Origin of the sequence: Aquimarina mytili, assembly GCF_016735115.1 — a bacterium.
Lineage (GTDB): Bacteria > Bacteroidota > Bacteroidia > Flavobacteriales > Flavobacteriaceae > Aquimarina > Aquimarina mytili.
Genome location: NZ_JAERQJ010000001.1, coordinates 910,760 through 935,721 on the forward strand (window position 1 = coordinate 910,760; position 24,962 = coordinate 935,721).

General features: G+C 33.8%; 18 protein-coding genes. 5 read left to right on the forward strand and 13 right to left on the reverse strand.

Features of this window, described 5'->3' with window-relative positions; genetic code table 11:
• Positions 1–17: 17 nt before the first annotated feature.
• The 13 genes from JJQ60_RS03975 to JJQ60_RS04035 all read right to left on the reverse strand — a co-directional run bounded on the left by JJQ60_RS03975 (position 18) and on the right by JJQ60_RS04035 (position 19,357).
• Positions 18–1,286, reverse strand: coding sequence for an MFS transporter (locus JJQ60_RS03975; protein WP_201916845.1), 1,269 nt, complete (start codon positions 1,284–1,286; stop codon positions 18–20).
• A 230-nt stretch (positions 1,287–1,516) separates the two neighbouring features.
• Positions 1,517–2,224 carry a FadR/GntR family transcriptional regulator gene (locus JJQ60_RS03980; protein WP_201916847.1) on the reverse strand — a complete coding sequence of 236 codons (708 nt, stop codon included), beginning with the start codon at positions 2,222–2,224 and terminating at the stop codon, positions 1,517–1,519.
• A gap of 238 nt (positions 2,225–2,462) precedes the next feature.
• Complete coding sequence (locus JJQ60_RS03985) at positions 2,463–3,425, reverse strand: polysaccharide lyase family 7 protein (protein ID WP_236669028.1); 963 nt, start codon at positions 3,423–3,425, stop codon at positions 2,463–2,465.
• A 21-nt stretch (positions 3,426–3,446) separates the two neighbouring features.
• Positions 3,447–4,343 carry a polysaccharide lyase family 7 protein gene (locus JJQ60_RS03990; RefSeq protein ID WP_201916849.1) on the reverse strand — a complete coding sequence of 299 codons (897 nt, stop codon included), beginning with the start codon at positions 4,341–4,343 and terminating at the stop codon, positions 3,447–3,449.
• Between the two features lie 8 nt (positions 4,344–4,351).
• Positions 4,352–5,389 carry a PKD domain-containing protein gene (locus tag JJQ60_RS03995; protein ID WP_201916851.1) on the reverse strand — a complete coding sequence of 346 codons (1,038 nt, stop codon included), beginning with the start codon at positions 5,387–5,389 and terminating at the stop codon, positions 4,352–4,354.
• Between the two features lie 51 nt (positions 5,390–5,440).
• A complete protein-coding gene (locus JJQ60_RS04000) occupies positions 5,441–6,883 on the reverse strand; it encodes a RagB/SusD family nutrient uptake outer membrane protein (RefSeq protein WP_201916853.1) in 1,443 nt (480 codons plus the stop codon).
• A 12-nt stretch (positions 6,884–6,895) separates the two neighbouring features.
• The gene (locus JJQ60_RS04005) at positions 6,896–10,099 is read right to left on the reverse strand and encodes a carboxypeptidase-like regulatory domain-containing protein (RefSeq protein WP_201916855.1); all 3,204 of its coding nucleotides are present in this window, start codon (positions 10,097–10,099) and stop codon (positions 6,896–6,898) included.
• A gap of 479 nt (positions 10,100–10,578) precedes the next feature.
• Positions 10,579–10,926 (reverse strand): cupin domain-containing protein, encoded by a 348-nt coding sequence (locus JJQ60_RS04010; protein WP_201916857.1) that lies wholly within the window; start codon positions 10,924–10,926, stop codon positions 10,579–10,581.
• A 19-nt stretch (positions 10,927–10,945) separates the two neighbouring features.
• The gene (locus JJQ60_RS04015; protein WP_201916859.1) at positions 10,946–13,186 is read right to left on the reverse strand and encodes a heparinase II/III domain-containing protein; all 2,241 of its coding nucleotides are present in this window, start codon (positions 13,184–13,186) and stop codon (positions 10,946–10,948) included.
• A 41-nt stretch (positions 13,187–13,227) separates the two neighbouring features.
• Entirely contained in the window at positions 13,228–15,561 is a 2,334-nt protein-coding gene (locus JJQ60_RS04020) for a polysaccharide lyase 6 family protein (protein WP_201916861.1), read from the reverse strand.
• 202 nt (positions 15,562–15,763) lie between these two features.
• Positions 15,764–16,477 (reverse strand): FadR/GntR family transcriptional regulator, encoded by a 714-nt coding sequence (locus JJQ60_RS04025; RefSeq protein ID WP_201916863.1) that lies wholly within the window; start codon positions 16,475–16,477, stop codon positions 15,764–15,766.
• A gap of 162 nt (positions 16,478–16,639) precedes the next feature.
• Positions 16,640–17,917, reverse strand: coding sequence for a polysaccharide lyase family 7 protein (locus tag JJQ60_RS04030; protein WP_201916865.1), 1,278 nt, complete (start codon positions 17,915–17,917; stop codon positions 16,640–16,642).
• 441 nt (positions 17,918–18,358) lie between these two features.
• A complete protein-coding gene (locus tag JJQ60_RS04035; RefSeq protein WP_201916867.1) occupies positions 18,359–19,357 on the reverse strand; it encodes a polysaccharide lyase family 7 protein in 999 nt (332 codons plus the stop codon).
• 685 nt (positions 19,358–20,042) lie between these two features.
• Between JJQ60_RS04035 and JJQ60_RS04040 the strand changes: the two genes are divergently transcribed.
• From JJQ60_RS04040 to JJQ60_RS04060, 5 genes are all read left to right on the forward strand, one after another.
• Entirely contained in the window at positions 20,043–20,684 is a 642-nt protein-coding gene (locus JJQ60_RS04040) for a GNAT family N-acetyltransferase (protein WP_201917214.1), read from the forward strand.
• Positions 20,672–21,862, forward strand: a complete 1,191-nt coding sequence (locus JJQ60_RS04045; RefSeq protein ID WP_201916869.1) for an argininosuccinate synthase — start codon at positions 20,672–20,674, stop codon at positions 21,860–21,862. The genes JJQ60_RS04040 and JJQ60_RS04045 overlap by 13 nt, the downstream gene beginning before the upstream one ends.
• Positions 21,859–22,836 (forward strand): N-acetyl-gamma-glutamyl-phosphate reductase, encoded by a 978-nt coding sequence (gene argC, locus JJQ60_RS04050; RefSeq protein WP_201916871.1) that lies wholly within the window; start codon positions 21,859–21,861, stop codon positions 22,834–22,836. Before JJQ60_RS04045 ends, argC begins: the two co-directional genes overlap by 4 nt.
• 93 nt (positions 22,837–22,929) lie before the next feature.
• The gene (gene proC, locus JJQ60_RS04055; RefSeq protein ID WP_201916874.1) at positions 22,930–23,724 is read left to right on the forward strand and encodes a pyrroline-5-carboxylate reductase; all 795 of its coding nucleotides are present in this window, start codon (positions 22,930–22,932) and stop codon (positions 23,722–23,724) included.
• A gap of 72 nt (positions 23,725–23,796) precedes the next feature.
• Positions 23,797–24,945 (forward strand): aspartate aminotransferase family protein, encoded by a 1,149-nt coding sequence (locus tag JJQ60_RS04060; protein ID WP_201916876.1) that lies wholly within the window; start codon positions 23,797–23,799, stop codon positions 24,943–24,945.
• Positions 24,946–24,962: the final 17 nt, after the last annotated feature.

The following is a 24,962-nucleotide window of genomic DNA, read 5'->3' on the forward strand; positions in this document are numbered from 1 at the left end:
TTTTAATAATTATTAAGTTAATTTTTTTCTTTTAGTGGTTTTATTTCTTTGATCAGTACAAAAATTGATAGTACTGATAGTGGCGCCAATACTGCCAGAATGATAAAAGCTGGAGTATAGGAAACAGTTGTTATTTTTGGAATAATGAAATTCATGATCGCTACTGAAATGGCTCCAATAGTACCTGCAAGACCCGCAAGTGCTCCTACAGATTTACTTTTTAATAGATCGCTAGAAAGTGTTTGGATATTACTAATGGAAAATTGAAATCCGAAAAGCACTATAAACACGAAGGAAACAAACTTGATAGGAGTGTCTGCAAATAGAATAGCTCCTATAATAGCTATAAAAATAATAGCTCCACCAAGTGCGATAACTCTTTTTCTTGCTTTATCAAGACTTAGAGACTTCATTAATCTTTGTACATACCAGCCACCAGCAATGCTTCCTATAGCAGCCCCAACGTATGGAAACCATGCATACAGCCCAATCTCTTTTACATTAAATCCATATTCTTTATTAAGGTAAATAGGCATCCAGAACACAAATAACCACCATATTGGTTCAATAAAAAACCTAGCTGCTAATATACCCCAAGCTTCTTTGAAACTAAGAATCTTTGATAGCGGCATAGCTTTGCTTTTATCTATTTTTTCTTTGTTTTGTTCTTGACCGGATAGGATATATTCTTTTTCATTGTCTGTTATCCAGGGATGTTCTTTAGGTTGTTTTTTATTAAAAATTAACCAAGGAATAATCCACAAAAAACCAATAACACCAATGATGATAAATGTCCATCTCCAACCATATCCTTCAAATAATTCAGCGATTGTTGGTGCAGCAACAATAGAACCAATAGCGGCTCCAGCATTAAATATCCCTTGGGCGACTGCTCTTTCTTTTATAGGGAACCATTCTGCATTGTTTTTTACAGCACCCGGCCAGTTCCCAGCTTCTGAAACTCCTAATATTCCTCTATATAGACCGAGAGAAGCTAATCCCTTGGCAAAAAAGTGCAGTAAAGATGCTAACGACCAGAAAAAGATTGATAATACAAACCCGATCTTAGTGCCCACTTTATCATATACCCAACCAGAGATAAATTTACCGGCAGCATATGTGATGGTAAAAATGTTGATAATCCAGGCATAATCTTCTTCTGTGAGCCCTAAATCTTTTTTCATTTCGGGCCACATAATTCCTAATGCTGATCTATCTATATAATTTATTATTGTGGCTAGGCATACTAGTCCAATAATCCACCATCGTAATCCTTTAACTTTCATATATTTTTATTTGTTAAAGAGGCTTCTATAATGTATTTGATGTGAACTGGGGTAAAAGTCAAACATGTAATACGTATCGTTTCTTACTTAATCTATTATGTATAGTTGTATACAAATCAGTAATTTTAGCACTAATAGTTTTAAGTATAGATTATCCCTCCTTTAATATTTTATTAGTAGATAAAAACGTGCAATTTTATGTTATCTACGATTATTCATTAGTTGATTTTTTAATCTTTTTGACTGTAACAGTATTGATACAGTATTTTGAAATGCGCTTTCATTTTTTCTTTCGCTAGTTTTGGATCTTGGTTTTTTATGGCATTGTAGATATCATTATGTTCCTGTATTCCTAAAAAAGTTTGATTAGCATCGCAAACGTGGTGTTTTTCGAAATTAGTTATGATACCGGGTGTAATCATTAACATTAAAGTGTTCATAGAACTGTTTTTGCTTGCTCTTGCAATGGCCAGATGAAATAGCAAATCTTCTTGTACGGCATCTTCACCCTTGACTACTTTGTTTTCATAAGCGTCAAGAGCATCTTTCATAAGGTTTAAATCATTTTCATCCCTTCGTATTGCTGCTAATCTTGCCGTTTTGAGTTCTAAAAGAATCCGAGTTTCTACTAAAGATTTAAAATCGGGTTCGTTAAGTCTTAATATATCTTCAATCATACCATTTAGCGCTATAACTCCAATGTTAGCTACAAAAGTTCCACTTTGCGGGATAGACTTCAGTAACCCATAAAATTCTAGCTTCTGGATTGCTTCTCTAATGGCACTTCTACTTACTTCGAATTTTTCTGATAATGTTCGTTCAGAAGGTAGTTTATCTCCAGGTTCTAAGTTTTTATAGTTAATTAAATCCCGTATTTGAGAAATAATTTTTCTTTGGATTTGTTCATTTTCATTTTTTGTTAGTATTTCTAATTTCATAGTATAAAATAGATATTAACTAAAATTGGTTAACCAGATTGGTTTTCCAAAATTAAAAAATTATTTGTTACAATAAAAGGATATTAGTGATTATAATTTTACTTGATTTTTCCCTTTCTGCCGATAGAGTTTGTTACACCTTTTTGTGGAATAACAAACTCATGGCAAGGCTAACTCAAGTTCATTTTATGTATATCATTTTATCATCAGTATTTCTATTAGTATTGATTTTATGTTGTCAATGTTCAACTTCTAGGTGATAATATTTGACTGTCGCATACGCTCCTTCATCACGAGTAACTAAATAGTTACCAGCCTTAAAATAATTTTCAAAGGCACTCCATTTTTTAATATTGATATCATCATACACCACAGAGGAGTTTTCATTAAGAATGATTTCCATTCTATCTTTACTTACTTTTACTTCCAGAGTAAATTTTTGAAAACCTACATACTCAGGAAATGTATATCCTTCATCATCTCCCCAGGCATCTGTCCTTAATAGTTCTGTATCGCTTGCGTTTATATCCTTTAAAACTTTTGTTTTTACTCTTACTTTACCCTGATTCCAGTATATTTTAAGAATAGGGGGAGCATTATTATCATTTTGTCCAATCAGATCTCTTTGTTGGTTAGTTAATCTACCGTGGATTTGCATAATAATAGTTCTATGATATTTACCATTATTATCTTTTGTAATCTCATTCATAGCCAGTGTACCTTTCATGGTTCCACCCTGAGCAAATGTCCAATTGGTTGTATTGCTTCCTGGTTCCATTTGCTCCCTTAGTTCTGTTCTTGAATATGAAGAATTTGCTGTGGATGAGCCTGGATAGGTGTGAAAAACTAAAGCACCATCTGTAGAGTCATTATACATAAAAGGTTTCAATATTTCATTTGTAGCATAATTTAGAATTTCTGGAGGTTTAACTTCAGTTGGATTTCCTATAGGTAAGGTGACCTTCCAATGACTTAAATCAATTTTTGATAGTATATAATTATCTGGGTTTGTATTGTCTTCATTAGTAACATTATCACCACTTTGCTCGATATCACCTGAATCTTCTTCAAGAATGTTATTGTCATTATTGTCACTATCGTTTTGACAGCTAACACTGATTAACATCGTAAAGTTTAATACCACCAATGCTACGTTTTTAAAACATCTTCTGTAAGCATTGTTTTGTAAATATGTGATCATGTTTTTTGAAAACATCATGGCTTAGTGGCTAACGGTTAAATCATAAAATTTTACTTTGGCGAATGCATTTTTATTTTTTGTAGCCAGATAATTTCCGGCTTTAAAATAATTTTCAAATACTCCCCATCTCTTCATATCAATTCCTTTGTATACTTTTGAATACTTATCATTTAGTATCACTTTCATTTTACCTTCTGAGGCGATTATTTCCACTGTGAATTTTTCAAAACCCACCTTTTTAGGAAAATTATATCCTTCATCATCTTTCCAGGTAGATTTTTTTAAGATTTCTTTATCCGAGACATATTGATCTTTAAGAAACTTTGACTTTAATCGTATTCGCCCATTATTCCAATATACTTTCATAATAGGAGGTGCATCATTATCGCTTTTTCCAATTAATTCTCGCTGTTCATTTGATAATCTCCCATGAATTTGTAGTACTATTACCTTATCATATTTACCTTTTTCGTTTTTAGAAATTTCATCAATGGCTATAGTAGCTTTCATACGTCCTCCTTCTTTGAAAGTCCAGTTGACATTATTTTTGCCAGGTACCATTTGTTCCCTTAATTCACATCGAGAATATTTGGTGTTTGTGGTGGTTGCTCCTGGTGTTGCATAAAAAACGAGTGCCCCATCTTTTGGGTCATTATACATGTACTTTTGTAGTGTAGGATTGTTTGCATAATCCAAAATTTCGGGAGGACTCACATTAATTGGCTTTGGGCTGCCTATAGGTAAGGTTACCTTCCAATGGCTTAAATCTATTTTTGGTGATAACTGTTTTTCTTTCTTTTCCGATTCTTTTTGAGTATTAGAATCTGCAATACTACTTGTCTGGGCTAGACAAGTAGTATTGGCAGATAGAAATATTAATACTAAAAAGGGGACTATATTTTTTTTAATATTTTTCATTTTACAAATTAATTAGTAGCCGTAACAGTTACCGAATCAGCTCGTATTTCTTCATCTCCACTATTATATCCGAAATCACCACCACCACCACCAGTAGCTGGGCCTCCAATACCTCTTATAAAAAGAGCAACACTGTTATTAGCTCCCGAATTAAATGAATATGTATACGTGATATAACCATCATCGTTAGGGTTAGCTTGTGTCTGAATTAGAAGGTTGTTTGCCGCCTCTTCTACCTGTGAAATTGAAGAATAACCAAAACCATCTTGAGGAAAATCTACAGTATCTGTATAATACGTTGGAGTGTAACCTCCTGTATATCCAGAACCAGCTAAAACTCTTAATTCAAGCATACTGGGGAACGAACCTCCTGTCGGACTTTTAAAAGATGTCACTATTTCTACTGTATAGTCTGAATCTGGGATCACTTCGAACTCTTGATACAGATGATCTGGCTCATTGTTATCAAATTTTACAACGTTATCAGAACCTCCATTACCAGAACTAGATTCTCCCTGGTCTCCAATACTTTTATTAATCCAACCAGAACAAGTACAATCAGAACCTGATGATTTAGGAAGTTTGTCAAAATCAGAGTTTACTAAAACGGGGTCGGGAACATCTGGTTTTGGTGGCTCAATTACTTCAATACTTTTGGTAATTGTGCTCGTCTTTCCCAATTTATCTGAAGAAGTTAACGTAACTTCAAATGTACCTTCTCCTGGAAATTCTAAATTGATGTTTTCTGAAGTAAGTGAAGGAGTAACATCATCATCTGTGTCCAGGTCTAACAATGTAACATTTTCAGGGATTTCCCATTGATAATCAGTTGAACTCACCGACTGATTTGTTAGAAAATAAATTTTAAAATCTTCTTCTGGAGTCGTTCCTTCTTTTTGAATGGCTACAAAGTTTGCAGAAGGAGGTGTTAAATCAGGTAAGTCTCCAACTTCCGGAAGGTCATCATCCTGACAAGAGATCAAGACTGTTATACTAGTTATAAATAACCAAGCATATGTTTTTAGATATTTCAGCTTTGTCTTCATTTTTTTAATATTTTAATTATTTACTTCCTGAATTCAGGAAAGAATATGGTATTAATAGCCTGGGTTTTGCGGATAAAAGTTATCTGTTACATCTCGTTCTCTTTGTGGAATAGGTAACAAGAGGTCATTTGCAGAAAAATTGTATCCATTGTCATTTGAAAACTGTGTAAGTATTGGCACGGCTTGATTGAATCTTATTAGATCGTATAATCTATGATTTTCAAAAGCTAGTTCGACTCTTCTTTCGTTTAATAAGGCTTCTTTTGTAAGCACGTCTCCACCAGCTATAGGTGCTACTCCAGCTCTTTCTCGAACTCGGTTATAAGAGGTTATTGCATCTGCGTCAGAAGTTTCTAAAAATTCTCCCATGATTGCCTCAGCATGCATAAGCAAAACATCAGAATATCGTAATACTATCCAATCTCTACCAGAGTTTTGATCAGCATCTGGTTGAAACTTATTGTTTTCAACCCTATTGCTACCCACCGTAGAACTCAAGAAACTTACAGGAAATCTTATAGGTTCGCTTGCCGCCGTAATTAGAGCCTGAAGTTCAGGTGTAGCCAGGTTAACACCTTGCGCACGACCAGCAGCTGTCATATCAATACTGAATCGTTGAGAATCTCCTTGTACTTGTGCACTACTATCGTCTCTTGCATCAGAAGTTATTGGAGGAGTACTTAATGATTCGTAGGAAACTGCAAATATGATCTCTTCATTTAATTCATTATCAAAGGCGAAGACATTTTCAAATGAATCTAAGAGTTGATACCCATACGAGTTGTTTTCGTCTACAAGCTCATCTAGTAGTATTTTTGCCTGTGCATAATTAGGAGTAGGAGCGCTTAAGTACACTTTGGCAAGTAATGATTTTGCTGCTCCGGCAGTTCCTCTATTTGCTTTTGCACTAAAGCTTTCTAAATTAGAAATTGCGGCATTGAAGTCACTAACTATTTTTTGATATACCTCGCTTAGTGGAAGTCTTGGATATTCTTCAAAATCTTCTGGCGTAATCTCTCTATCTATAAAAGGAACATCTCCAAACGCTCTTGCCAGATTAAAATGGGATAAGGCCCTCATAAAGTAAGCTTCCCCGATAATTTGGTTTTTATTACTGTTTTGTATTCTATCCTGATTATCAAGGATAATATTTGCTGATAATATTACTTTATAGTTATTGGTCCAGTAATTTGCCGCTTCACCAAGGTCTGCAGTCATATTAAAAGACTCAATATCTCCAAAATCTCCATCTCCGTTGGCAGATACGCCATTATCTGATCTAAGCTCAGTAATGAGAAACTCACCTGCCGGAATTTTTTGGTATCCATCATACATTCCATTTAGAATCGAGACAAAACCAGATGGATCATTAAGAGTAGGGGTTTTATCGGGTTCGTTTGGATTACTTATGGTTAGTTCGTCTACTGAGCAGCTGGTTAGCATCAAAGAAACAACTGCTGTTGTATATAATATTTTTAAAAAATTAGTTTTCATGCCGTTGTATGTTTAAAATTGAAGATTAAGACCCATTGAAACCACTCTAGGAATTGGTGGAGCTCCTCTTTGATATCCAAAGGTTGTTGCCAAATTTGCTCCTCTCGTATTGTAATTTGCACCTTCTGGGTTAAATCCAAAATAGTCATCAGCTGTTATGTAAATTAAGTTTTCACCGTTTATATATATTCTTAATTTATCAATACTCAATCTGTTAGTTATATCTGTTGGTAATGTATAACCAACCCCTATATTTCGTAACGCTATAAAAGAAGCATCTTGAATATGATCATCGGTAAAGATTCGTTTTCTTAAAAATTCTCTGTTAGGCACGTCGCTGGTTACATCTTGATTTGAGCTAAATTCGTTTCTTTGATACTCAAGATCCGAAACACGCACTTCAGCTCCATGAGAACCTTGTAAAGAGAAGCTAAGATCTACACCATAAAAATTGAAATTACTCGAGAATCCCCATTCAAAGTCTGGATAAGGATTACCTAATTCGGTTCTATCTTCATCATCGATAATACCATCACCATTCAGATCTTTTACGTACACATCTTGTGATTGCGCATTGATAGGATAAAAAGGATTGTTAAGATACTGAAAAGGAACTTCTCTATCCATCACAAACCCATAAAAAGAAGTGATAGGTTGCCCTTCGTTTGCAATAAATTGAGTAGCTCTTTTGTCATCTTCTATAGAGGAAATTAATCCGTCATTTTTACCAAAATCTACCAATTCATTAGTGTTTTTTGTGAATTGAGCCGAAACATTCCATTTAAAGTTTGGTCGTGTAATAATATTTGAACGTGCTTCAATTTCTATTCCTTCGTTTTTAACTTCTCCAGAATTTTGTAAAAACCCTCTAGCTCCTGTAACAGATGGTATTGGTAAAAATAAAATAAGATCGTCGCTGGATCTGGTATAATAGTCGGCAGATAAACCAAATGCACCATTTGCTATTTCCAGATCAATTCCTGGGTTAAATTCGATTAGTCGTTCCCATCCCAGATCAGGATTGGCGATAACAGTAGGTTTTAATCCCGGTTGTCCATCAAAAACAACAGGGGATAGGGTGCTCAATGATCTGTATAAAGAACTAAAGATATTACGATCAATCGCATTAGATCCTGAAATACCATAACTAGCTCTTATTTTAAGATCTGTAATAATATTACTATCCTGAAGGAAACGCTCGCCAGAGATTCTCCATCCTACAGAAGCAGCAGGGAAAAATCCAAATTTTGTATTTTCTCCAAATCTCGAGCTACCGTCTGTTCTTGCACTAATCGACAGTAAATATTTATCATCAAAATCATAGTTAAGACGCCCAAAATAAGAGATTAGTTTTTCGTTACCCAGACGAGTAAAACTTCCTTGTTCACCTACATTTGCTGCAGGAATATTATCCGTAATATCATCTGTAAATCCTAACCCTCGAGTAGATTGTTCTGTAAAGTCGAAATCGTCAAAAGAAAAACCACCAACAGCATCAATTGTATGAGCTCCCAAGTTGTTTTTATACGTTAATAAAGATTCTACACCATAGTGAGTTACCGTTCTTACTCTTTCATCTCTTTGAGTACGTCCAGATCTATTTTGGTGATGAAGAATTCCTCTCTTATCATAATCTCTTGTGAATCTGAAATCACCATAAATTGTTTGTTTGAACTTAAGTCCTTCAGCTAGTTTAAATTCTAAGAAAGAACTTCCGAGGATTTTGGTTTCTCCTTTGGTTCTTTTTCTTTCTAATACTTTTGCTAATGCATTGGCATCACCAGTTGTACTTAGACTTATTCCACCACTTGTTCTCGAAAAATCAAGAACGGGATTTCCTAAGGCATCTCTAAGTATACCTCCACCATCTTGTGTAAAAACATGATCAAACATTCTTTCGAGTGCATAGTCACCAGCGATTGCTTCAGAAAAAATAACTGCTCCACGGCTGTCTGCTGTATTTACTAAGCCCAAAGTTGCATCGTTCAATCGGGTTGGTACCCATGGAGATTGTCTAAGTGCTGTTTCAATACCGACCGGAAACCTTCTTTGTAATGTATTTTGTCCATTCAGGTTTAACCCAAATCTAATTTTATTATTTTTCGATTTTGAACTGATCTTAACTCTGGCATTATACCTTTTAAAATCATCTGTAAGTAATACACCTTCATCATGTACATAGCCTAATGAAGCATTGAATTTAGTTTTAGGGGTACCTCCAGTAGCTGAGAAAGAGTGGCTTTGAATAGTTCCACCATCTATCATGATATCTTGCCAGTCAGTTTCTCCGCCATTAGCAGCACTGATGATTCCGGCAACCGTTAATAATGCATTACCTTTATCTAAATTTTCTTGAAATCTCTGACCTTCAGTTGAGTTTGGATCTAAACCAGATTCAACTCCATTAATATATTTTCTCCAACGTTCTACAGATGAGTTATATTGATCATTTTTTGGTACAAACTTAAACCCCGTATAAGAGTTGTAAGCAAATTTTGTATCACCACTTTTACCTTCTTTCAAGGTTACTATAATAACTCCGTTTGCCCCTCGAGATCCAAAGATAGCAACCGATGAAGCATCTTTTAATACTTCGATTGACTGAATATTATTAGAATCAATACTACCAAGCAAGTCAGGGTCAGTACCTAGTGCAATTCCGTCAACAACGATTAAAGGACTTGAGTCGCCTGAAATAGATCCAGGGCCTCGAACAGTAATTTTTGGTGCTCCACCCGCTTCTGGGTTTGTGGCTTGAATACGTATACCCGCAACTTTACCTACAATGGCATCATCAAGACGAGGAACCGCTCTATTTTGGATTAATTCTCCAGATACTTTTGCGACCGAACCTGTTAGATTTTTTTTGGATTGTGTACCATATCCAATAACGACCACTTGTTCAAGTTCTGCTGCGTCTTCTTCTAATACAATGTTTATAGCCGTTTGATCGGTTACGATAACGGTTTGCGTTTTAAACCCCACATACATAAATTCAAGAATATCTCCTTGTTTCGTTTTTATGGAATAATTACCATCAAAATCGCTTGAAGTACCATTAGATGTACCTTTGACAAGTATGTTTACACCAGGAAGTGGTGTTTGGTCACTTGCATCAACAATTGTTCCTGTTACTATATAAGAGCTGTCCTGCGCCAGCAAAGGAATTTGAAATAAGATCAGGACAATAAAAATTAGTTTAACTTTAAAATTCATTTTAATAATGTTATGTTCCTACAATTAGTTTAATACCGATTTCAGGGTATCTTAATGAAGAATAACAAAGAAATATTCCTTATTCTCCCTTCTTTACGATGTACATAACCATGCAGTTTTAACAAATTTTCGTATTTTTGCAAGGCATGTAATTGATAAAGTTCATGCATGTTTAGTATTACTTCCCTCCGAAAGAAGTAATTCAAAAAGGGATAGGTGTGCACCTGTCCTTTTTTATTCCCTAGTAATTTGTTTTTTTCATAATGACTGTGATTTAACTTTTTTTGTTTGAAGTAATTGTTTTTTTGGTAAACCAAATTGGGTAACCAAATTGGTTTACCAAATATATGTTATTTTAATGTTAATAAAAAAAAAATTATAAATTTTAATGTTAAAATTTTATAAGTCCTTAGTTTTTGGGGTAAGAATGTTGATAAATCATCAGTTCTTAATGTTCATAGAATAAGTTATGTTTGACTTTATTCCATGAAATCTTCACGAATCGGACTAAAAACATCAATCAAAAAACCTGCTTTTAAACAAACGGCACCATGCATTATGTTAGGAGGGATGTAAAATGAATCCCCGCCTTTTAGTATTTTGGTTTCATCACCAATAGTAACTTTAAATTCACCACTTACAACATAGGTAACCTGGGAGTGATAATGTTTATGAATAATTCCGATACCACCTTTATCAAATTCCACATTGACTAACATGATATTATCATTATACCCCATAATTTGGCGTTTCACTCCTTCGCCCACAGTTTCCCATTCAATTTCTTTTCCGATTATAAATTCATTACTTGATCCAAAACTTTTCATGTGATTGTTATTTATGCTGTTATTTTACTTTATTATATACGTATGGTCCTATCCATTGAACAGATTTTCCATTCAATGTGATGGTATGACTAGTATCTTTTTTAGAATCTGATGTACAAAGAATAAATCTATGTGTGTTGCCTTTTTTAGTAATAATTTTCCAACCAATGTAGTTTTCCTTAGCTAAGGATACTGCTTTAATGTCCTTAATCGTACTGAATGCTTTGTGGGCGATTTCTGTTATTGGATTATAGGATCCGTGGGCTTCAATGATATTAATGAAAATGTCTTTTTTCGTTTTTGGCTTTCTAATTATAAATGCCGGATCTCTTCTTAGATTAAAATTAGGATCACTGGCACCTATTCTTGTTAATAATAATTCATCATTAGCATTTGTGAGTGTTGATAATGTATAGAACGTTTTATTTGATAGCCATGTAATTTGTGATGTTCTTTTATCTCTAATTATTGATTTTCCCTCTAACCATAAGTGTTGATAACCATTTTTAGTTCCAAGTTTTTTGAGTTGTTGTGGACTAGAATATTTAAAGTTGGTATTTATTATCTGGCCAAAATAATAAAAAGGCATATCGTATTGATGGGTAGAATCTGAAGCAAACTTCATCATATCAATCAATATAGGGGTATCAAAATCTTCTTTATCTTCTAGCATTACTAAAGTTCTATGAAGCTTTGTGTTTGGATATGCATTTTCTTCTTTTGCACTAATGATTTGCAATTTTGGGTTTGAGATATCAAAAAGATACTTTTCAGAATGATGAGCGCTCCCTTTTTCAAATTCGCCATTAAAATGTGAAGTTTCATCCTGAATAATAGTATTGTGCGATATACTTTGTTTGGCCCAAGAGGTATTTTCTTCGAGATACCCACCTCCATTTTTTTGCTCAATATTCACGAATCTCGCAAGGCCGTAATCTTGTAATACCTCATTACCTTTATTGTAATAGGATAAGGATAGTTTGTCATAATGCCCATGACTTAATCCTTGGGCAGTATATTTCATAACAGCATCAAAGTGTTGATTTATTGACCGTAAAACACCAACTCCACCTTCTGTACCATTGGATCCATCTCTGAATTCAATCGATTTTTTTAAGAAAGGAGTTGCTTTATTTTGTTGAAGACCTTTAGCTACGGCTAACCCGCTATCATCCAGCTGTACAATGTTTTGTTTGGATGCGATACTCAGTAGTGAGGAGTCATTTCCTCCAAAATGATAAGCGATATCTACTGCTGATACAAGCTCTTTAGAGTAATATGACATTCCTTTTTGGCCATCGTTAAGAGGAAAGAACTCTCCATCTGCATCGGTAAGATTTAGTAATGCATAAACCGCTTTTATCAGAACGCCATTTTTATATTCAAAAATCTTTAGTTCTGGTTTTGCATTTTGTAGAGCTTCGCCAAATATCATGAAAGGGTACATGGCATATCTTTGATAGTACGGACCTTCTGTATAGTAACCATCGGGTGAAAAAGGAGTATCTAAATTGGCCAGAAAACCTGCTTTTTGACCTTCAGATTTAATAAACCCTCCATCATTGTCTTTTAGATGAGGATCAATGTTATCGCTTTTTAATCCATACAACGCCCTTTTAATTAATTCGTCATTATCCATTACTAAGCCAATCATACCGACAGCTACATTTCCCCATGTGCTATGATTGTGAATACGATTAAAGAACTGTGGAGTGTCTACAGAAAGAAAATTCGCATATGGGATAAATAAGTTCTTCTCTAAATAATCACGTTCTTCTTGAGTTAGAAATTCATAAATACAATCATATGCCTGACTTACATAAACTAGCCAATTAGCATCATTTAGGCATTGCCAAAATAGTTTTCCTCGTGCATATGACCTTGTTTGTGGGTGTAGAGGTAGTGTGGGATACATCTTGGCATAGGCCTTAAGTACATTATGCACATAAGACGCATAACTATCATCTCGCAAAATCTGGTATAATACCCCTGCTTTTTGAAGTATACTCCAATTTTTTTTATGTCTATCATGCGTATAACCACCGGCCATGTCTTTAGGGATGGGGACATGAATTCCAGTCGCAATTTCTGCATCAACTTCTTTTTTGGTCTTTTGAAGAGTTTCATCAAAAAGAGGGATATTTCCAAGCTCTTTTCTGATATTTTCAACCCCTTTTTTAGTTAAAATCAGGTTTGGATGTTCTTGCGCGTAAATATGAATGCAAAAGAATAAAAGAAGTATTTGAAAGAAGGATTTCATTATTTTTGATAAAGATATCTGTGAGTTTAGTTTCTATATTATTATTTGTGGATTAATCCTAAATGCAAACCGTCATCACCTTTGAATTGTAGCTTAGAGTTTTTACTTAGCTGATAAGCTACAGAGTTTTCGAATTGAGGGTCAATGGTCCATATGGTATTTATGTCATATTTCTCGTCTCCGGTTACAACGGTCTTTTCAGAATTAAAAAAATTGTTGTGATGTATTTTTACGATCGGGCCACCAACAACAAGATGCATCTGTATTCCTTTACTGTTGTTGAAAATACTGTTTTTAATTTCTGCATTTTGTACCCCAATTAGCGTGATGGCTTTTTTATTCTTATTTCTCTTACCATGACCGACATTATCAATAACATTATGGTCAAACGTCAAAAAGGGACCAAATGTGCTTTCATCTTTGCCATCTCGAACTAAATTTAGGACCGCTCCTTCAATATTAGAGAAAATATTGTTTTTTAAAATGACAAACTCGGCATTAAAAATTCCGTTTTCACCAATTTCTTTATCTAGTGATATAACATTGCCTGATATGTTTTTGAAGGTAGAATTTTCAATGCGAATCATATCGGCCATCGTGTTTTTAAACACCTTTATCACATCATAAGAATGATTGATATTTAAATTTTTAAAATCGCAATCATCTATGAGTAATTTGTAATTTTTATTCATAGAGTATTTACTAGTCCTTATAACGGCATTACCACTATAATCTGGGGCATCCTTTCCATCAAAAATTAGCCCTTTTAGTTCTAGACTACCTCCATTTTGTATGTCAAAAAGGGATTTTTTTTCAAAGGTTATCGTTGATTTTTTTAAAAAAGGTTTAACAGTAATTGGATGATTTATATCGATAGTTTTAGTTACCAAATATCCACTATTTGATGTAAGTTCTATAATGTCACCCGCAGCTGAATTTTTTATGGCATCAAATAGTGTATTAATACCAGGCTTTACTTGTATGGTTTTTCCTGAATTAAATGGTATTGCTTTTTCGGTTTTTGGGTACCACGAAGCACCTGTGGTTTCTTTTGTAGGGATATCTCCTTTAATTAATGCACCGGCATTTATATTTGTATCGTCAGGGACTAGTAGTCCATTGGTACTTTTTTTGAAGCTAATTTTTTTAGAAATAAAACCTTCTTCTATAATGGGTTTTGTGTTGGGAGCTATAATATTGTTTTCAAAGCGAATTCCGCTAATATCATCATATACAGTAAAGGTGTCGGTGTTATTTTCGTTATAAAAAATATTGTTTTGCATAGTAGAGTTAACTGGAGTTGCACTTCTTTCTGAATCACTACCTGCACATAGTTGTATATAATCGCAATCAATAAGTGTATTATTTTTGATCACTGCATCTTCTACCTGAAAATAACGATTAAGCGGTGAGTTTGGAACACCATTCATCACAACTAATGCTCCTCCAAAACGATAACCGGTAAGTCCAATAGCGTAATTGTTTTCTACAGTTTGTTTACCATTAATTACTCGAATACCTCCTGTACTTGGAACTCGGTTGCCGATAAAGACATTATTATTTACGTTTGTTTCATTACCATGTCGCATCGTTAATGTTCCGCGGCATTCATAAAATACGTTGTTTCTAAATGTATTTTGACAAGATTTACTGGAAATAATCTCTAATTCACCACTACATCGGTCAAAATAATTGTATTCTACTACAGTATTTGAATTACTTAAAGAATGGTGGCTGGTTCCAATTCTTAATGTTTCTCCACCGTTTGAACCTAGAGTTTGTCTGGGGCCAAAATAGTTATGGTCAATTTTATGATGATTTTTAATGAACTTTTTAGAATTTAAGCGAACTGCCATAGTTACACCCAGATTACTTTTGCCTTCAATATGGTTATGATCTATTCGGTTATTTTTTCCGTAGATTCCTATCCAATAATCCTGCTCTCTTCGTTCTGGGTTGCTATAATTATCGATTACGCATTCTGTTAAGCGACAATGAGAAGCAAAATTTTGTTTGTCTTTTTTAAAGGAGATTACCTCTGAAGTGGGAGTGTAGCCATTTTTAAACACCAAACCGCTAATAATTAAGTATTCTCCAGAAATTCGAAGGTTAGAAGCTCCCTCTAATGTAGTTTTTCCTTTTTCTTCTACAGTTAATGTAATCGGTAACTCTTTTGTACCCTTTGCTTCAAAAAGTAATTCGGCGTCTTTCCAGACTCCTTTAGCTAGTATTATTGAATCTCCGGGTTGCGCAATTTTCACAGCTTCATTAAAAGCTTCAACTGAGTTAACTGTATTCACTTTTTCTTTTTGTGCAGTTGTACACGAATATAAAAATACGCTAATGAGTATGTAATAAAATATATTTCTTTTCATGGAATTAATCTGGTTTACCAATTTGGTTAACCAAAAATAGAAATATAAATCAATAATCAAATAAGTAATCCTATTTTTTTGATGAAATGTTTAAAAAAGACGTTGATATGATGTCTTTTTAATAGAATAAGTGTGTTTTAGATAAAATATTATCAGTGAAATTGTGGTTTGCAAATTTTTTGATGGGTATAGAAATGAATTTTTATTCACTACAATATCGATGCAATTCTTTAAAGTGATCATTAAGATTTGCAACTGCTTTGTCTACATCTTTTTCTCTAATAGCATCAACAATAGCTTGATGCTCCTTAATTAATAAATAGTTTTCTTCTTTATTACATACTTTATTTTTTACAAAGTGAGTAATTATTTCTGGAGTGATAACTAACATTAAAGAGTTAATGACACTATTGTTGCTTGCCTCAGCTAGTTTAAGATGAAACATCAAATCTTCTTCTACAGCCTCAAGCCCCTGTATTGCCTTATTGCTATATGCTTCATGAGCTTCTTCTATCTGACGAATTTGATCTTCGGTTCTTCGAGTGGCGGCCAAGCGTACAGCATTTGTTTCTAAAATAATCCTGGTTTCGACCAAGGATTTAAAATCTGGTTTTTGCAGCTCTAGTATGTCAGACATCATCCCCTTGAGTGCAGTAACTCCTATATTGGAAACCCGAGTTCCACTTTGTGGATATTTTTTCACCAAACCATAGAATTCTAATTTCTGAATAGCTTGACGCAGTTGATTACGACTTACACCAAATTTTTTTGCAAGGTCCCTCTCGGCAGGGAGTCTATCTCCAGGTTCAAGTTGTTTAGAGACTATGAGTTCTCTTATTTTGGAGATAATAATTTCTTCTGCATTAGTTTTGGAAGTATTCGACTTATCGATATCATCTATTATATTAAAATTCATATCTGTTATTAATTGGCTTATTGAGTAATTAACTATGTATAATTTAAAACTATTAATATAATTTTAAAAAGCCTTGGTTTTTATGAAAAAAATAAGGCTATTTAGAAAAATATCTAAATAGCCTTGACGTTTTGAGGGCAAATTTATTGTGTATTCCGAATTTTAATGAAACACATCTAATTGTTGAATAGCAACACGGCCATAATCAGAGCTTTTATATGACTTGCCTTTCATAGATTGAAGATAACTTCCTGCTTTGAAATAGTTTTGTTTGGCTGAAGCTTTTTTGGAAGTAAAGATGGTTTTAATTCGGTTGCCACTGCTGTTCAATTCGTAGAGTTTTACGATGCTATTTTGATATGTAAGTTCTAAATACATTTCTTCTCCTAAATTGAAATTACCTACAGTTTTCCCACCTCCTTCGAGTTCTTCGGTTACATAACCGTTAATTCTCATTTTTACAGAACCGCTAGTTTGGTTTGCATTTCCTTGGCATTGTACTCTGATTACATCATCAAACTTATCCGTTTTGTCATGTATTTGTCCAAAGCAAACCTTTCCTGAGCTAGGTAAGCGATCCACCCGAACTTTCCATTTCATGCTATGTTCTTTACTCGTTGTACCATCCCAGTAGATATTGCTGTTACCGTTGGTTGTTAATTCTCTTAATTCCATTCGTGGATTACCAGAACCAGAAGATGTGTCACTACCCGCCCAAACTTGAAAAATTGTCCAGTTGTTTTCTACAAAGAACCAGTTGCTATTGGTATATGACTGCAGATTAGGAATCGCATCCACATAATCATTATTAGAGGGGGAGCCTTGTAATCCATTGAGTTTCCAGTTTTGAAGTCCTAAAAGAGCATATGGAGTGTTTCCTGATGGAGGAGGATTATCACCATTGTTTTCACCATAAATCTCTGTTTCGGTAACACTATTCCAGTCATTACTCGAGTTACCAAACCCAGAAATACGTATATATCTTGCATTTACCTCGTTAAAATTATACGTTTCCAGTTGCTTTGTAGATCCGCTACTGCCACTTGACTTTGCATCATATACTGTAGATAAGCTAGAGGTTGAGTTACCAACTCTTATTTTAAAATATGCTTTTCTTTGATCTCCTTTGTACCATGCTATTTTTACACTGGATACTTTTTTTGAAGACCCTAAGTCATATGTAATATATTTTCCTGTTCTACCTTTGGACGACCATCTTGTATTCAGATTTCCGTCTAATGTATTCGCGGGTGTATTACCATCATCCCCATTTGCAGATACAGAGGAAACATTAAGTTTCGTTATTCCTGCTTTTTGGTTGTCGATGTTTTGGATGTCATTAAACTCTTCGAAAGTTTCAATATCCGTAGTGCAATTTGTAAGTGAGACGTAGGTGAATGCTAAGAGCAAATAGCCCACAATTTTTTGGAAAGTTTTCATAATGTTTGTGTTAAATTGCTGTATTACAATATAATTGGTCAACCAATTTATATTAATTTAATCATTTAAGCAAGGAAAAACTGAATATTCGTTAATAAAAGAGTTAAATAATTATCAATTTTAACATTTAACGTGAAAAACTTATGTTTTTAACATACTAGAATCTATTTTAAATAGGAAGGGTGTTTAGATACGTTAACAATGCTAATTTATCTTGAATTAATTTTTCATATTTGTTGAAACTGTTGTTTGTTTACCTGTTTTTTAATTACAATATTTCAATTGAATTACTTTGGTTTTAAGCAAGTGTATAACGAAGAATATTTTTACTATATGGAGGTAAGTGAAAAAAAACGTATAAAACTAAAAATTCCAGAGCGTTACCCTCTGGAATTAAAAGCTGTCTTTATATAAACCGATAATTTAGGAGTTGTTAATAGATTAAAAATTTTCAGAAACGGTTATTTCGCTAAACTCAGCAATGCCGTTTCCAGTACTTGTGGATTGGGTAGATTGATTATAAACTCCTGCTTTAAAGTAATTACTCTTACACGTAATATTGTCGTATGTTCTTATTGGAGTATTCATATCATCAAGATAGATCTTCATAACACTATTTTGAACCGTGACTTTAAATGTTAGCCAGTCGCCCAGAGTATAGTTATTTTTGATATATCTTTCGCTATAATTCAGACTTCTAAAGTCAACAGGAAATCCGTCTGATGCTCTTCCTTCGGTTACATCTCCTAAAATATATATTCTTCCTGTATCGCCTTCTTTTGCATTAGGATTGTCACTTTCAATTTGTATTCGTAATAGATCATCCCATACACTTTGTTTAAAATCGTGTATTTGAGCAAAAGCAAATTTACTTGTAGAAGAAGTTTGAATGACTCTTACTTTAAAAGTTAATGTTTTCGTAGTATTAGTTGTGGCATCCCATCCAGCTTCGCCATCGCCATTAGAAGGCATTTCTCTCAATTCACTTCTTGTATTAGACGAATTACCTGTTGTTGGTGTACCATTTTCCGTCGGACACGAAAATCTTACATTTCCATTTTCAACAAAAAAGAACTCATCTTTGTACGTGGTAAAACTTGGATCTTCACTGTGGTCATTCCTACTTTTATCCAGGTATACTTCATCAGCCAAATCATCATTATTAAAATCTCTTGGAAGTGTAATCTTCCAATTTTTAAGTTCTAATACCTCATATGGAATATCTGAATTTGTGGTTCCGTCTCCATTATCTCCACCATTTCCATCATCACCAGTTCCGCCTCCATCTCCATCATTACCGGTACCATCTCCATCTTCGGGTTGATCGGTTACCTGCTCCTGAGTATCTGGTAGATCAGAATCAGAATCTGAAGAACATCCGCAGATAAAACAAAAAGATAAAATAAATAGGTACGTGCTAAAAGAATTAATTGTATTCATGATTACTTTGGGGTTATTTAACAATTACTATATACTATAATTGGGTGACCAATTTAAGGAAAAATATAAAAAAGACCTAATCATACTATTATTTTAGGTGGACTATTGTTTACAAATACCTTAACGGTAATTACGAATTTTATTATGGGTAGGCTTATTTTTACTTCAAAATATATGGAGTTATGTTCTTTATTTGCTGTATAGATGCGCGGTTTTTATGATGTTTAATTGAATATATTATAAATTATAGGGGTTAATTTTATGAAAATCACATTTTTATGATATTTAATGGATTAAGTTATGATCTGTATTTAGTTTTTATGTAATATTGTACCATCTAGTTAACGAAAGGGGCTACGGCCGACGATTTAGAGTTACTATTATGAAAACGGCAAAAAACATTTATTCAGAAGTTAGTGTTCAATCTTTGAACAGATTAGGTAATACTCAAATACCTGCTCGCCGCTTTCGTCGCCCCTTGGGGGTCTAATTTTCTTTTGAAGTAGGTGCGTCCTACTTCCCCTAGAGACAATTCCTTTTTAATTTTAGAAACCGATGTGTGTTTTAAATGTTTGTATTCAAAAATCAAACAAGCATATCCTGACTTTTCTAAAGTTGACCATAGGTATCATTACATCAATTTTATATTAATAATCAAAACTTTTTGATAAACGTAATTTCGTTTATGGAACAGGTAGATATCATAATCGCTGACGAAAGTCATTTTAGTTATGCGCACGAAATATGCGAAGTAATATCTGACTCTGCCAAGGTAAGAGGAACAGGTATAGCTAAGCGTACTCCAGAATATGTACAAACTAAAATGCAAAATAGAAACGCAATCATCGCGCTAAGCGGTGATAAGTTTGCGGGTTTTTGCTATATCGAAGTATGGGGGCATGAGAAATATGTCGCACACTCTGGATTAGTTGTACATCCAGACTATAGAAACCAAGGTTTAGCCAAAAAAATTAAAGAATTTACATTTAATCATTCACTAAAAAAATATCCCAATTCAAAAGTATTTGGAATAACGACCGGACTTGCCGTGATGAAAATTAATTCTGATTTAGGATATAAACCAGTAACATTTTCTGAATTAACAGATGATCCAAAATTTTGGGCTGGCTGTAAAACATGTACCAATTTTGATATCCTAACCGCTAAAAATCATAAAATGTGCTTATGCACAGGGATGTTGTATGATCCTGCAATTACGGTTAAGAAAAAAGAAAAGTGGTTTAATAAAAGAGTATTAAAAAGATTAAAAAATATCAAGCAAACCATGCTTGCTAATAATAAACAATTATTATTATGGAAAAAGTAGTATTGGCATATAGTGGAGGTTTAGATACTTCGTATTGCGTAAAATACCTTATTCATGAACTGAACCTTGAAGTACATACCATTTTGGTAAATACCGGAGGATTTTCGGATAAAGAATTAGAAGAAACAGAAAAGAGAGCGTATGAACTTGGTAGTGCAGACCATGTAAACAAGACAATATTAAATGATTTTTATAACAAGGCAATAAAGTATTTAATATTTGGAAATGTTTTGAAAAACAATACCTATCCTCTTTCTGTTAGTGCCGAAAGAATTTTTCAGGCTATAGAAGTTATTAATTATGCTAAAAAAGTAGGAGCAAAGTACATTGCCCATGGTAGCACAGGTGCAGGAAATGATCAAATACGGTTTGATGTAATTTTTCAAACACTAGCCCCGGAAATTGAGATTATTACTCCGATTAGAGATCTAAAACTTTCTCGTCAGGAAGAAGTTGAGTACTTAAAAAGTCACGGTGTACATTATAGTTGGGAAAAGGCTCAGTATTCTATCAACAAAGGAATATGGGGAACCAGTGTTGGAGGAAAAGAAACACTAACCTCACATAGTGCATTGCCAGACGATGCATATCCAAGTCAGCTACAAAAAAAGAATGAAGAATCCGTGATTCTAAATTTTGAAAAAGGAGAATTAATAGGATTAGATGGGATTAAGGATACTCCTGTGAATAATATTCAGAAGTTAGAGGAATTGGCCAGTGCATTTGCAATAGGTAGAGATATACATGTGGGAGATACTATTATTGGTATCAAAGGTAGAGTAGGATTTGAGGCAGCAGCTCCTATGGTGATTATTAAAGCACATCATTTATTAGAAAAACATGTGTTGACCAAATGGCAGCAATATTGGAAAGAACAATTAGCTAATTGGTACGGCATGCTATTGCATGAAGGAAATTACCTTGATCCGGTTATGAGGAATATTGAAATGTTTATGGAAGATTCTCAAAAATCAGTTACTGGAGATGTCAAAGTTAAATTGAAACCCTATCATTTTAGTTTAGAAGGTATAGAATCAGATTTTGATATGATGAAGTCAGATTTTGGTCAGTATGGAGAAATGAATAACTCATGGACATCAGATGATGCAAAGGGTTTTATCAAAATCTACGGAAATGCAAATAAAATATATCATAACGTAAATCAGAGCGAATCATGATTAAAGTTGGAATTATAGGAGGATCAGGATATACTGCCGGAGAATTATTAAGATTGCTCGTGCATCATCCTAATGTAACATTAGATTTTGTATATAGTACTACCAATGCAGGAGTTTCAATCTATAAACAGCATACAGATTTAATAGGAGAAACTAATCTTAAGTTTACAAATACAATTAATCCAGAAGTGGATGTCCTTTTTTTATGTCTTGGTCATGGTCGTTCAAGATCATTTCTGGAAACCAATACATTTTCTAAAGATACTAAAGTAATAGATTTAGGTAATGATTTTAGATTAAATGCTGATCATAAGTTCTTAGATAGAGATTTTGTATACGGATTACCAGAATTACAAAAAGAAAAGATTAAAACGGCTAATAATATTGCTAATCCAGGATGTTTTGCGACAGCAATTCAATTGGGATTATTACCACTGACTGCGGAAAACAAATTGAAGAACCCTGTACATATTAATGCAACGACCGGAAGCACAGGAGCAGGGGTTATGCCAGGAGGAACTACACATTTTAGCTGGAGAGATAATAATTTTTCTAGTTATAAAGTATTTACACATCAACACTTAGGAGAGATAGAACAAAGCCTAAAACAAGTGCAAAATGATTTTGAAGCACCTCTTTTTTTTATTCCCAATAGAGGAAACTTTAGTAAAGGGATTTACGCAACGATGTATACTAAATATGATGGTGATGTAGAAGAAGCTAAAGCGCTATATAAAAAGTTTTATGCCGATGCAGAATTTACTGTAGTCTCAGATGAAGAAATTCACCTAAAACAAGTAGTTAATACCAATAAATGCATTCTTCATATTAGTAAAAAAAATGGAATGTTATTGATTACATCGGTCATAGATAATTTGATTAAAGGAGCTTCAGGACAGGCGATTCATAATATGAATCTCATGTTTGGTTACAAAGGGAAAACAGGTTTAGAATTAAAAGCAAGCGCCTTCTGATTCAGTTCTTAAGAGATGATCGAGGATCAGGTTACATTCCCAAGAGAATAAGAAGTAAATACAGATTGCTTAGAAGTAATACAATGAAACAAAATGAATAAAATAACAATCATAGGAGGAGGAAATCTTGGAAAATCTATCATATCAGGTTTAGCGAGTAGTGAATTATTTGAAGCCAAGAATATAACGGTAGTAGATAAATCCAAGTATAACCTTAAAGAAGTTGAAGAAAAACTTGGAGTGTCAACATCACAAGATATTATAACTTCAATACAAGGAATTAAATGGGTGATTCTTTGTGTGCAACCAAGACAATTAGATGCCGTTTTACGAGAGATTAAAGATGTCGTTACAAGTGATCAGATTTTAATTTCTACGGTTACAGGAACTTCATTAGCCGAAATCAATGAGGTTGTTCCAAATAATAAGGTAATTAGAGTAATGCCTAATACAGGTGCAGCAAAGAAACTATCGATGACATGTATTTCAGCAAATGATGATGTCAAAGAAGAATTAGTATTTGTAGAAAAAATGTTTAATACTATTGGAGAAACATTGGTGATTGAAGAACGTTTGATGCAGGCTGCTACGGTTTTGGGAGCTAGCGGAATTGCTTTCTTTTTAAGATTTTTAAGAGCAATGATACAAGGTGGGATACAAATGGGATTTCACCCTCACGAAGCTCAAATTATAGCAGTACAAACCGCTATTGGTGCTGCCACTTTGGTTGCAGAAAACGGAACCCATCCAGAGCGTGAAATAGATAAAGTAACGACTCCACAAGGATGCACAATTGAAGGCTTAAATGAAATGGAACATCAGGGATTAAGTTCTTCGGTAATTAAAGGAGTAATGGCTTCTTATGAAAAAATAAATACAATAAAGTAGTTGATAGTTTTTAGATGGAAATTGTAAAAACTAACAACAATAAACTATTAACCAATAACGAATTATAAAGAAATGAAACTATTCGACGTATATCCATTGTATGATGTAGAGCCCGTTAATGCTTATGGTAGCATTGTGATTGACAAGAACGATACCGAGTATTTAGATTTGTATGGAGGACATGCCGTTATTTCGATAGGTCATTCGCATCCTCATTATGTCAAAAAAATAAAAGAACAAGTTGAAAAGATTGGTTTTTATTCTAATGCAGTTCAAAATAGCTTACAATCAAAATTAGCGGATAAATTAGGAAAACTATCCGGTTACGACAATTATCAATTATTCTTATGTAATTCTGGTGCTGAAGCAAACGAAAATGCATTAAAACTTGCTTCTTTCTTTACAGGAAAAACACGAATCGTAGCATTTAATAATGGATTTCATGGCAGAACATCGGCAGCGGTTGCTGCAACAGATAATGCCAAAATTAATGCGCCATTAAATAAACAACAAGACGTTACCTTTTTACCATTAAATCAGATCGAATTGGTAGAAACAGAATTAAAAAAAGGAGATGTTTGCGCGGTAATTATAGAACCTATTCAAGGTGTAGGAGGCTTAAATGAAGGAAGTACAGAGTTTTTTACATCCTTAGAAAGATTGTGTAATGAACTTGGTGTGGTTTTGATTTTAGATGAAGTACAATCTGGATATGGAAGAAGCGGAAAATTCTTCGCTCATCAGTTTCACAGTATTACGCCTGATATCATTTCTATAGCTAAAGGGATGGGTAATGGCTTTCCTGTTGGAGGTATCTTGATTGCTCCTCATATTGAACCAAACTATGGAATGTTGGGTACTACATTTGGAGGTAATCATTTAGCGTGTGCTGCGGCATTAGCAGTTCTCGAAGTCATCGAAACCGAAAAACTAATAGATAATGCAAGAGTACTAGGAGATTATTTTTCGGCTTTAGTGAGTGATCTCCCGGGAGTTCGAAAAGTAAAAGGTAAAGGACTTATGTTGGGATTAGAATTTGATTTTGAAGTGAGTGAATTGAGAAAGAAACTGATCTATGACAAGCATATTTTTACAGGAGGGGCGATGAATAAAAATGTATTGAGAATTCTTCCTCCATTAACCATAGGAAAAAGAGAAATAGATCTATTTATAAAGGCTTTGCAAGAAGTGTTGGTCATAGAGAAAAGTGTAATTGTTTGATAATATTAAGCATTAAG

What these genes read in the sequence shown, in the direction of transcription:
- JJQ60_RS04060 (WP_201916876.1), top strand. Translation starts at nt 23,797, where the DNA reads ATGAAACTATTCGACGTATATCCATTGTATGATGTAGAGCCCGTTAAT.
- JJQ60_RS04015 (WP_201916859.1), bottom strand. Translation starts at nt 13,186, where the DNA reads ATGAAATCCTTCTTTCAAATACTTCTTTTATTCTTTTGCATTCATATT.
- JJQ60_RS04040 (WP_201917214.1), top strand. Translation starts at nt 20,043, where the DNA reads ATGGAACAGGTAGATATCATAATCGCTGACGAAAGTCATTTTAGTTAT.
- JJQ60_RS03975 (WP_201916845.1), bottom strand. Translation starts at nt 1,286, where the DNA reads ATGAAAGTTAAAGGATTACGATGGTGGATTATTGGACTAGTATGCCTA.
- JJQ60_RS04025 (WP_201916863.1), bottom strand. Translation starts at nt 16,477, where the DNA reads ATGAATTTTAATATAATAGATGATATCGATAAGTCGAATACTTCCAAA.
- JJQ60_RS04000 (WP_201916853.1), bottom strand. Translation starts at nt 6,883, where the DNA reads ATGAAAACTAATTTTTTAAAAATATTATATACAACAGCAGTTGTTTCT.
- proC (WP_201916874.1), top strand. Translation starts at nt 22,930, where the DNA reads ATGAATAAAATAACAATCATAGGAGGAGGAAATCTTGGAAAATCTATC.
- argC (WP_201916871.1), top strand. Translation starts at nt 21,859, where the DNA reads ATGATTAAAGTTGGAATTATAGGAGGATCAGGATATACTGCCGGAGAA.
- JJQ60_RS04005 (WP_201916855.1), bottom strand. Translation starts at nt 10,099, where the DNA reads ATGAATTTTAAAGTTAAACTAATTTTTATTGTCCTGATCTTATTTCAA.
- JJQ60_RS03995 (WP_201916851.1), bottom strand. Translation starts at nt 5,389, where the DNA reads ATGAAGACAAAGCTGAAATATCTAAAAACATATGCTTGGTTATTTATA.
- JJQ60_RS04035 (WP_201916867.1), bottom strand. Translation starts at nt 19,357, where the DNA reads ATGAATACAATTAATTCTTTTAGCACGTACCTATTTATTTTATCTTTT.
- JJQ60_RS04010 (WP_201916857.1), bottom strand. Translation starts at nt 10,926, where the DNA reads ATGAAAAGTTTTGGATCAAGTAATGAATTTATAATCGGAAAAGAAATT.
- JJQ60_RS04020 (WP_201916861.1), bottom strand. Translation starts at nt 15,561, where the DNA reads ATGAAAAGAAATATATTTTATTACATACTCATTAGCGTATTTTTATAT.
- JJQ60_RS04030 (WP_201916865.1), bottom strand. Translation starts at nt 17,917, where the DNA reads ATGAAAACTTTCCAAAAAATTGTGGGCTATTTGCTCTTAGCATTCACC.
- JJQ60_RS04045 (WP_201916869.1), top strand. Translation starts at nt 20,672, where the DNA reads ATGGAAAAAGTAGTATTGGCATATAGTGGAGGTTTAGATACTTCGTAT.
- JJQ60_RS03990 (WP_201916849.1), bottom strand. Translation starts at nt 4,343, where the DNA reads ATGAAAAATATTAAAAAAAATATAGTCCCCTTTTTAGTATTAATATTT.
- JJQ60_RS03980 (WP_201916847.1), bottom strand. Translation starts at nt 2,224, where the DNA reads ATGAAATTAGAAATACTAACAAAAAATGAAAATGAACAAATCCAAAGA.
- JJQ60_RS03985 (WP_236669028.1), bottom strand. Translation starts at nt 3,425, where the DNA reads ATGATCACATATTTACAAAACAATGCTTACAGAAGATGTTTTAAAAAC.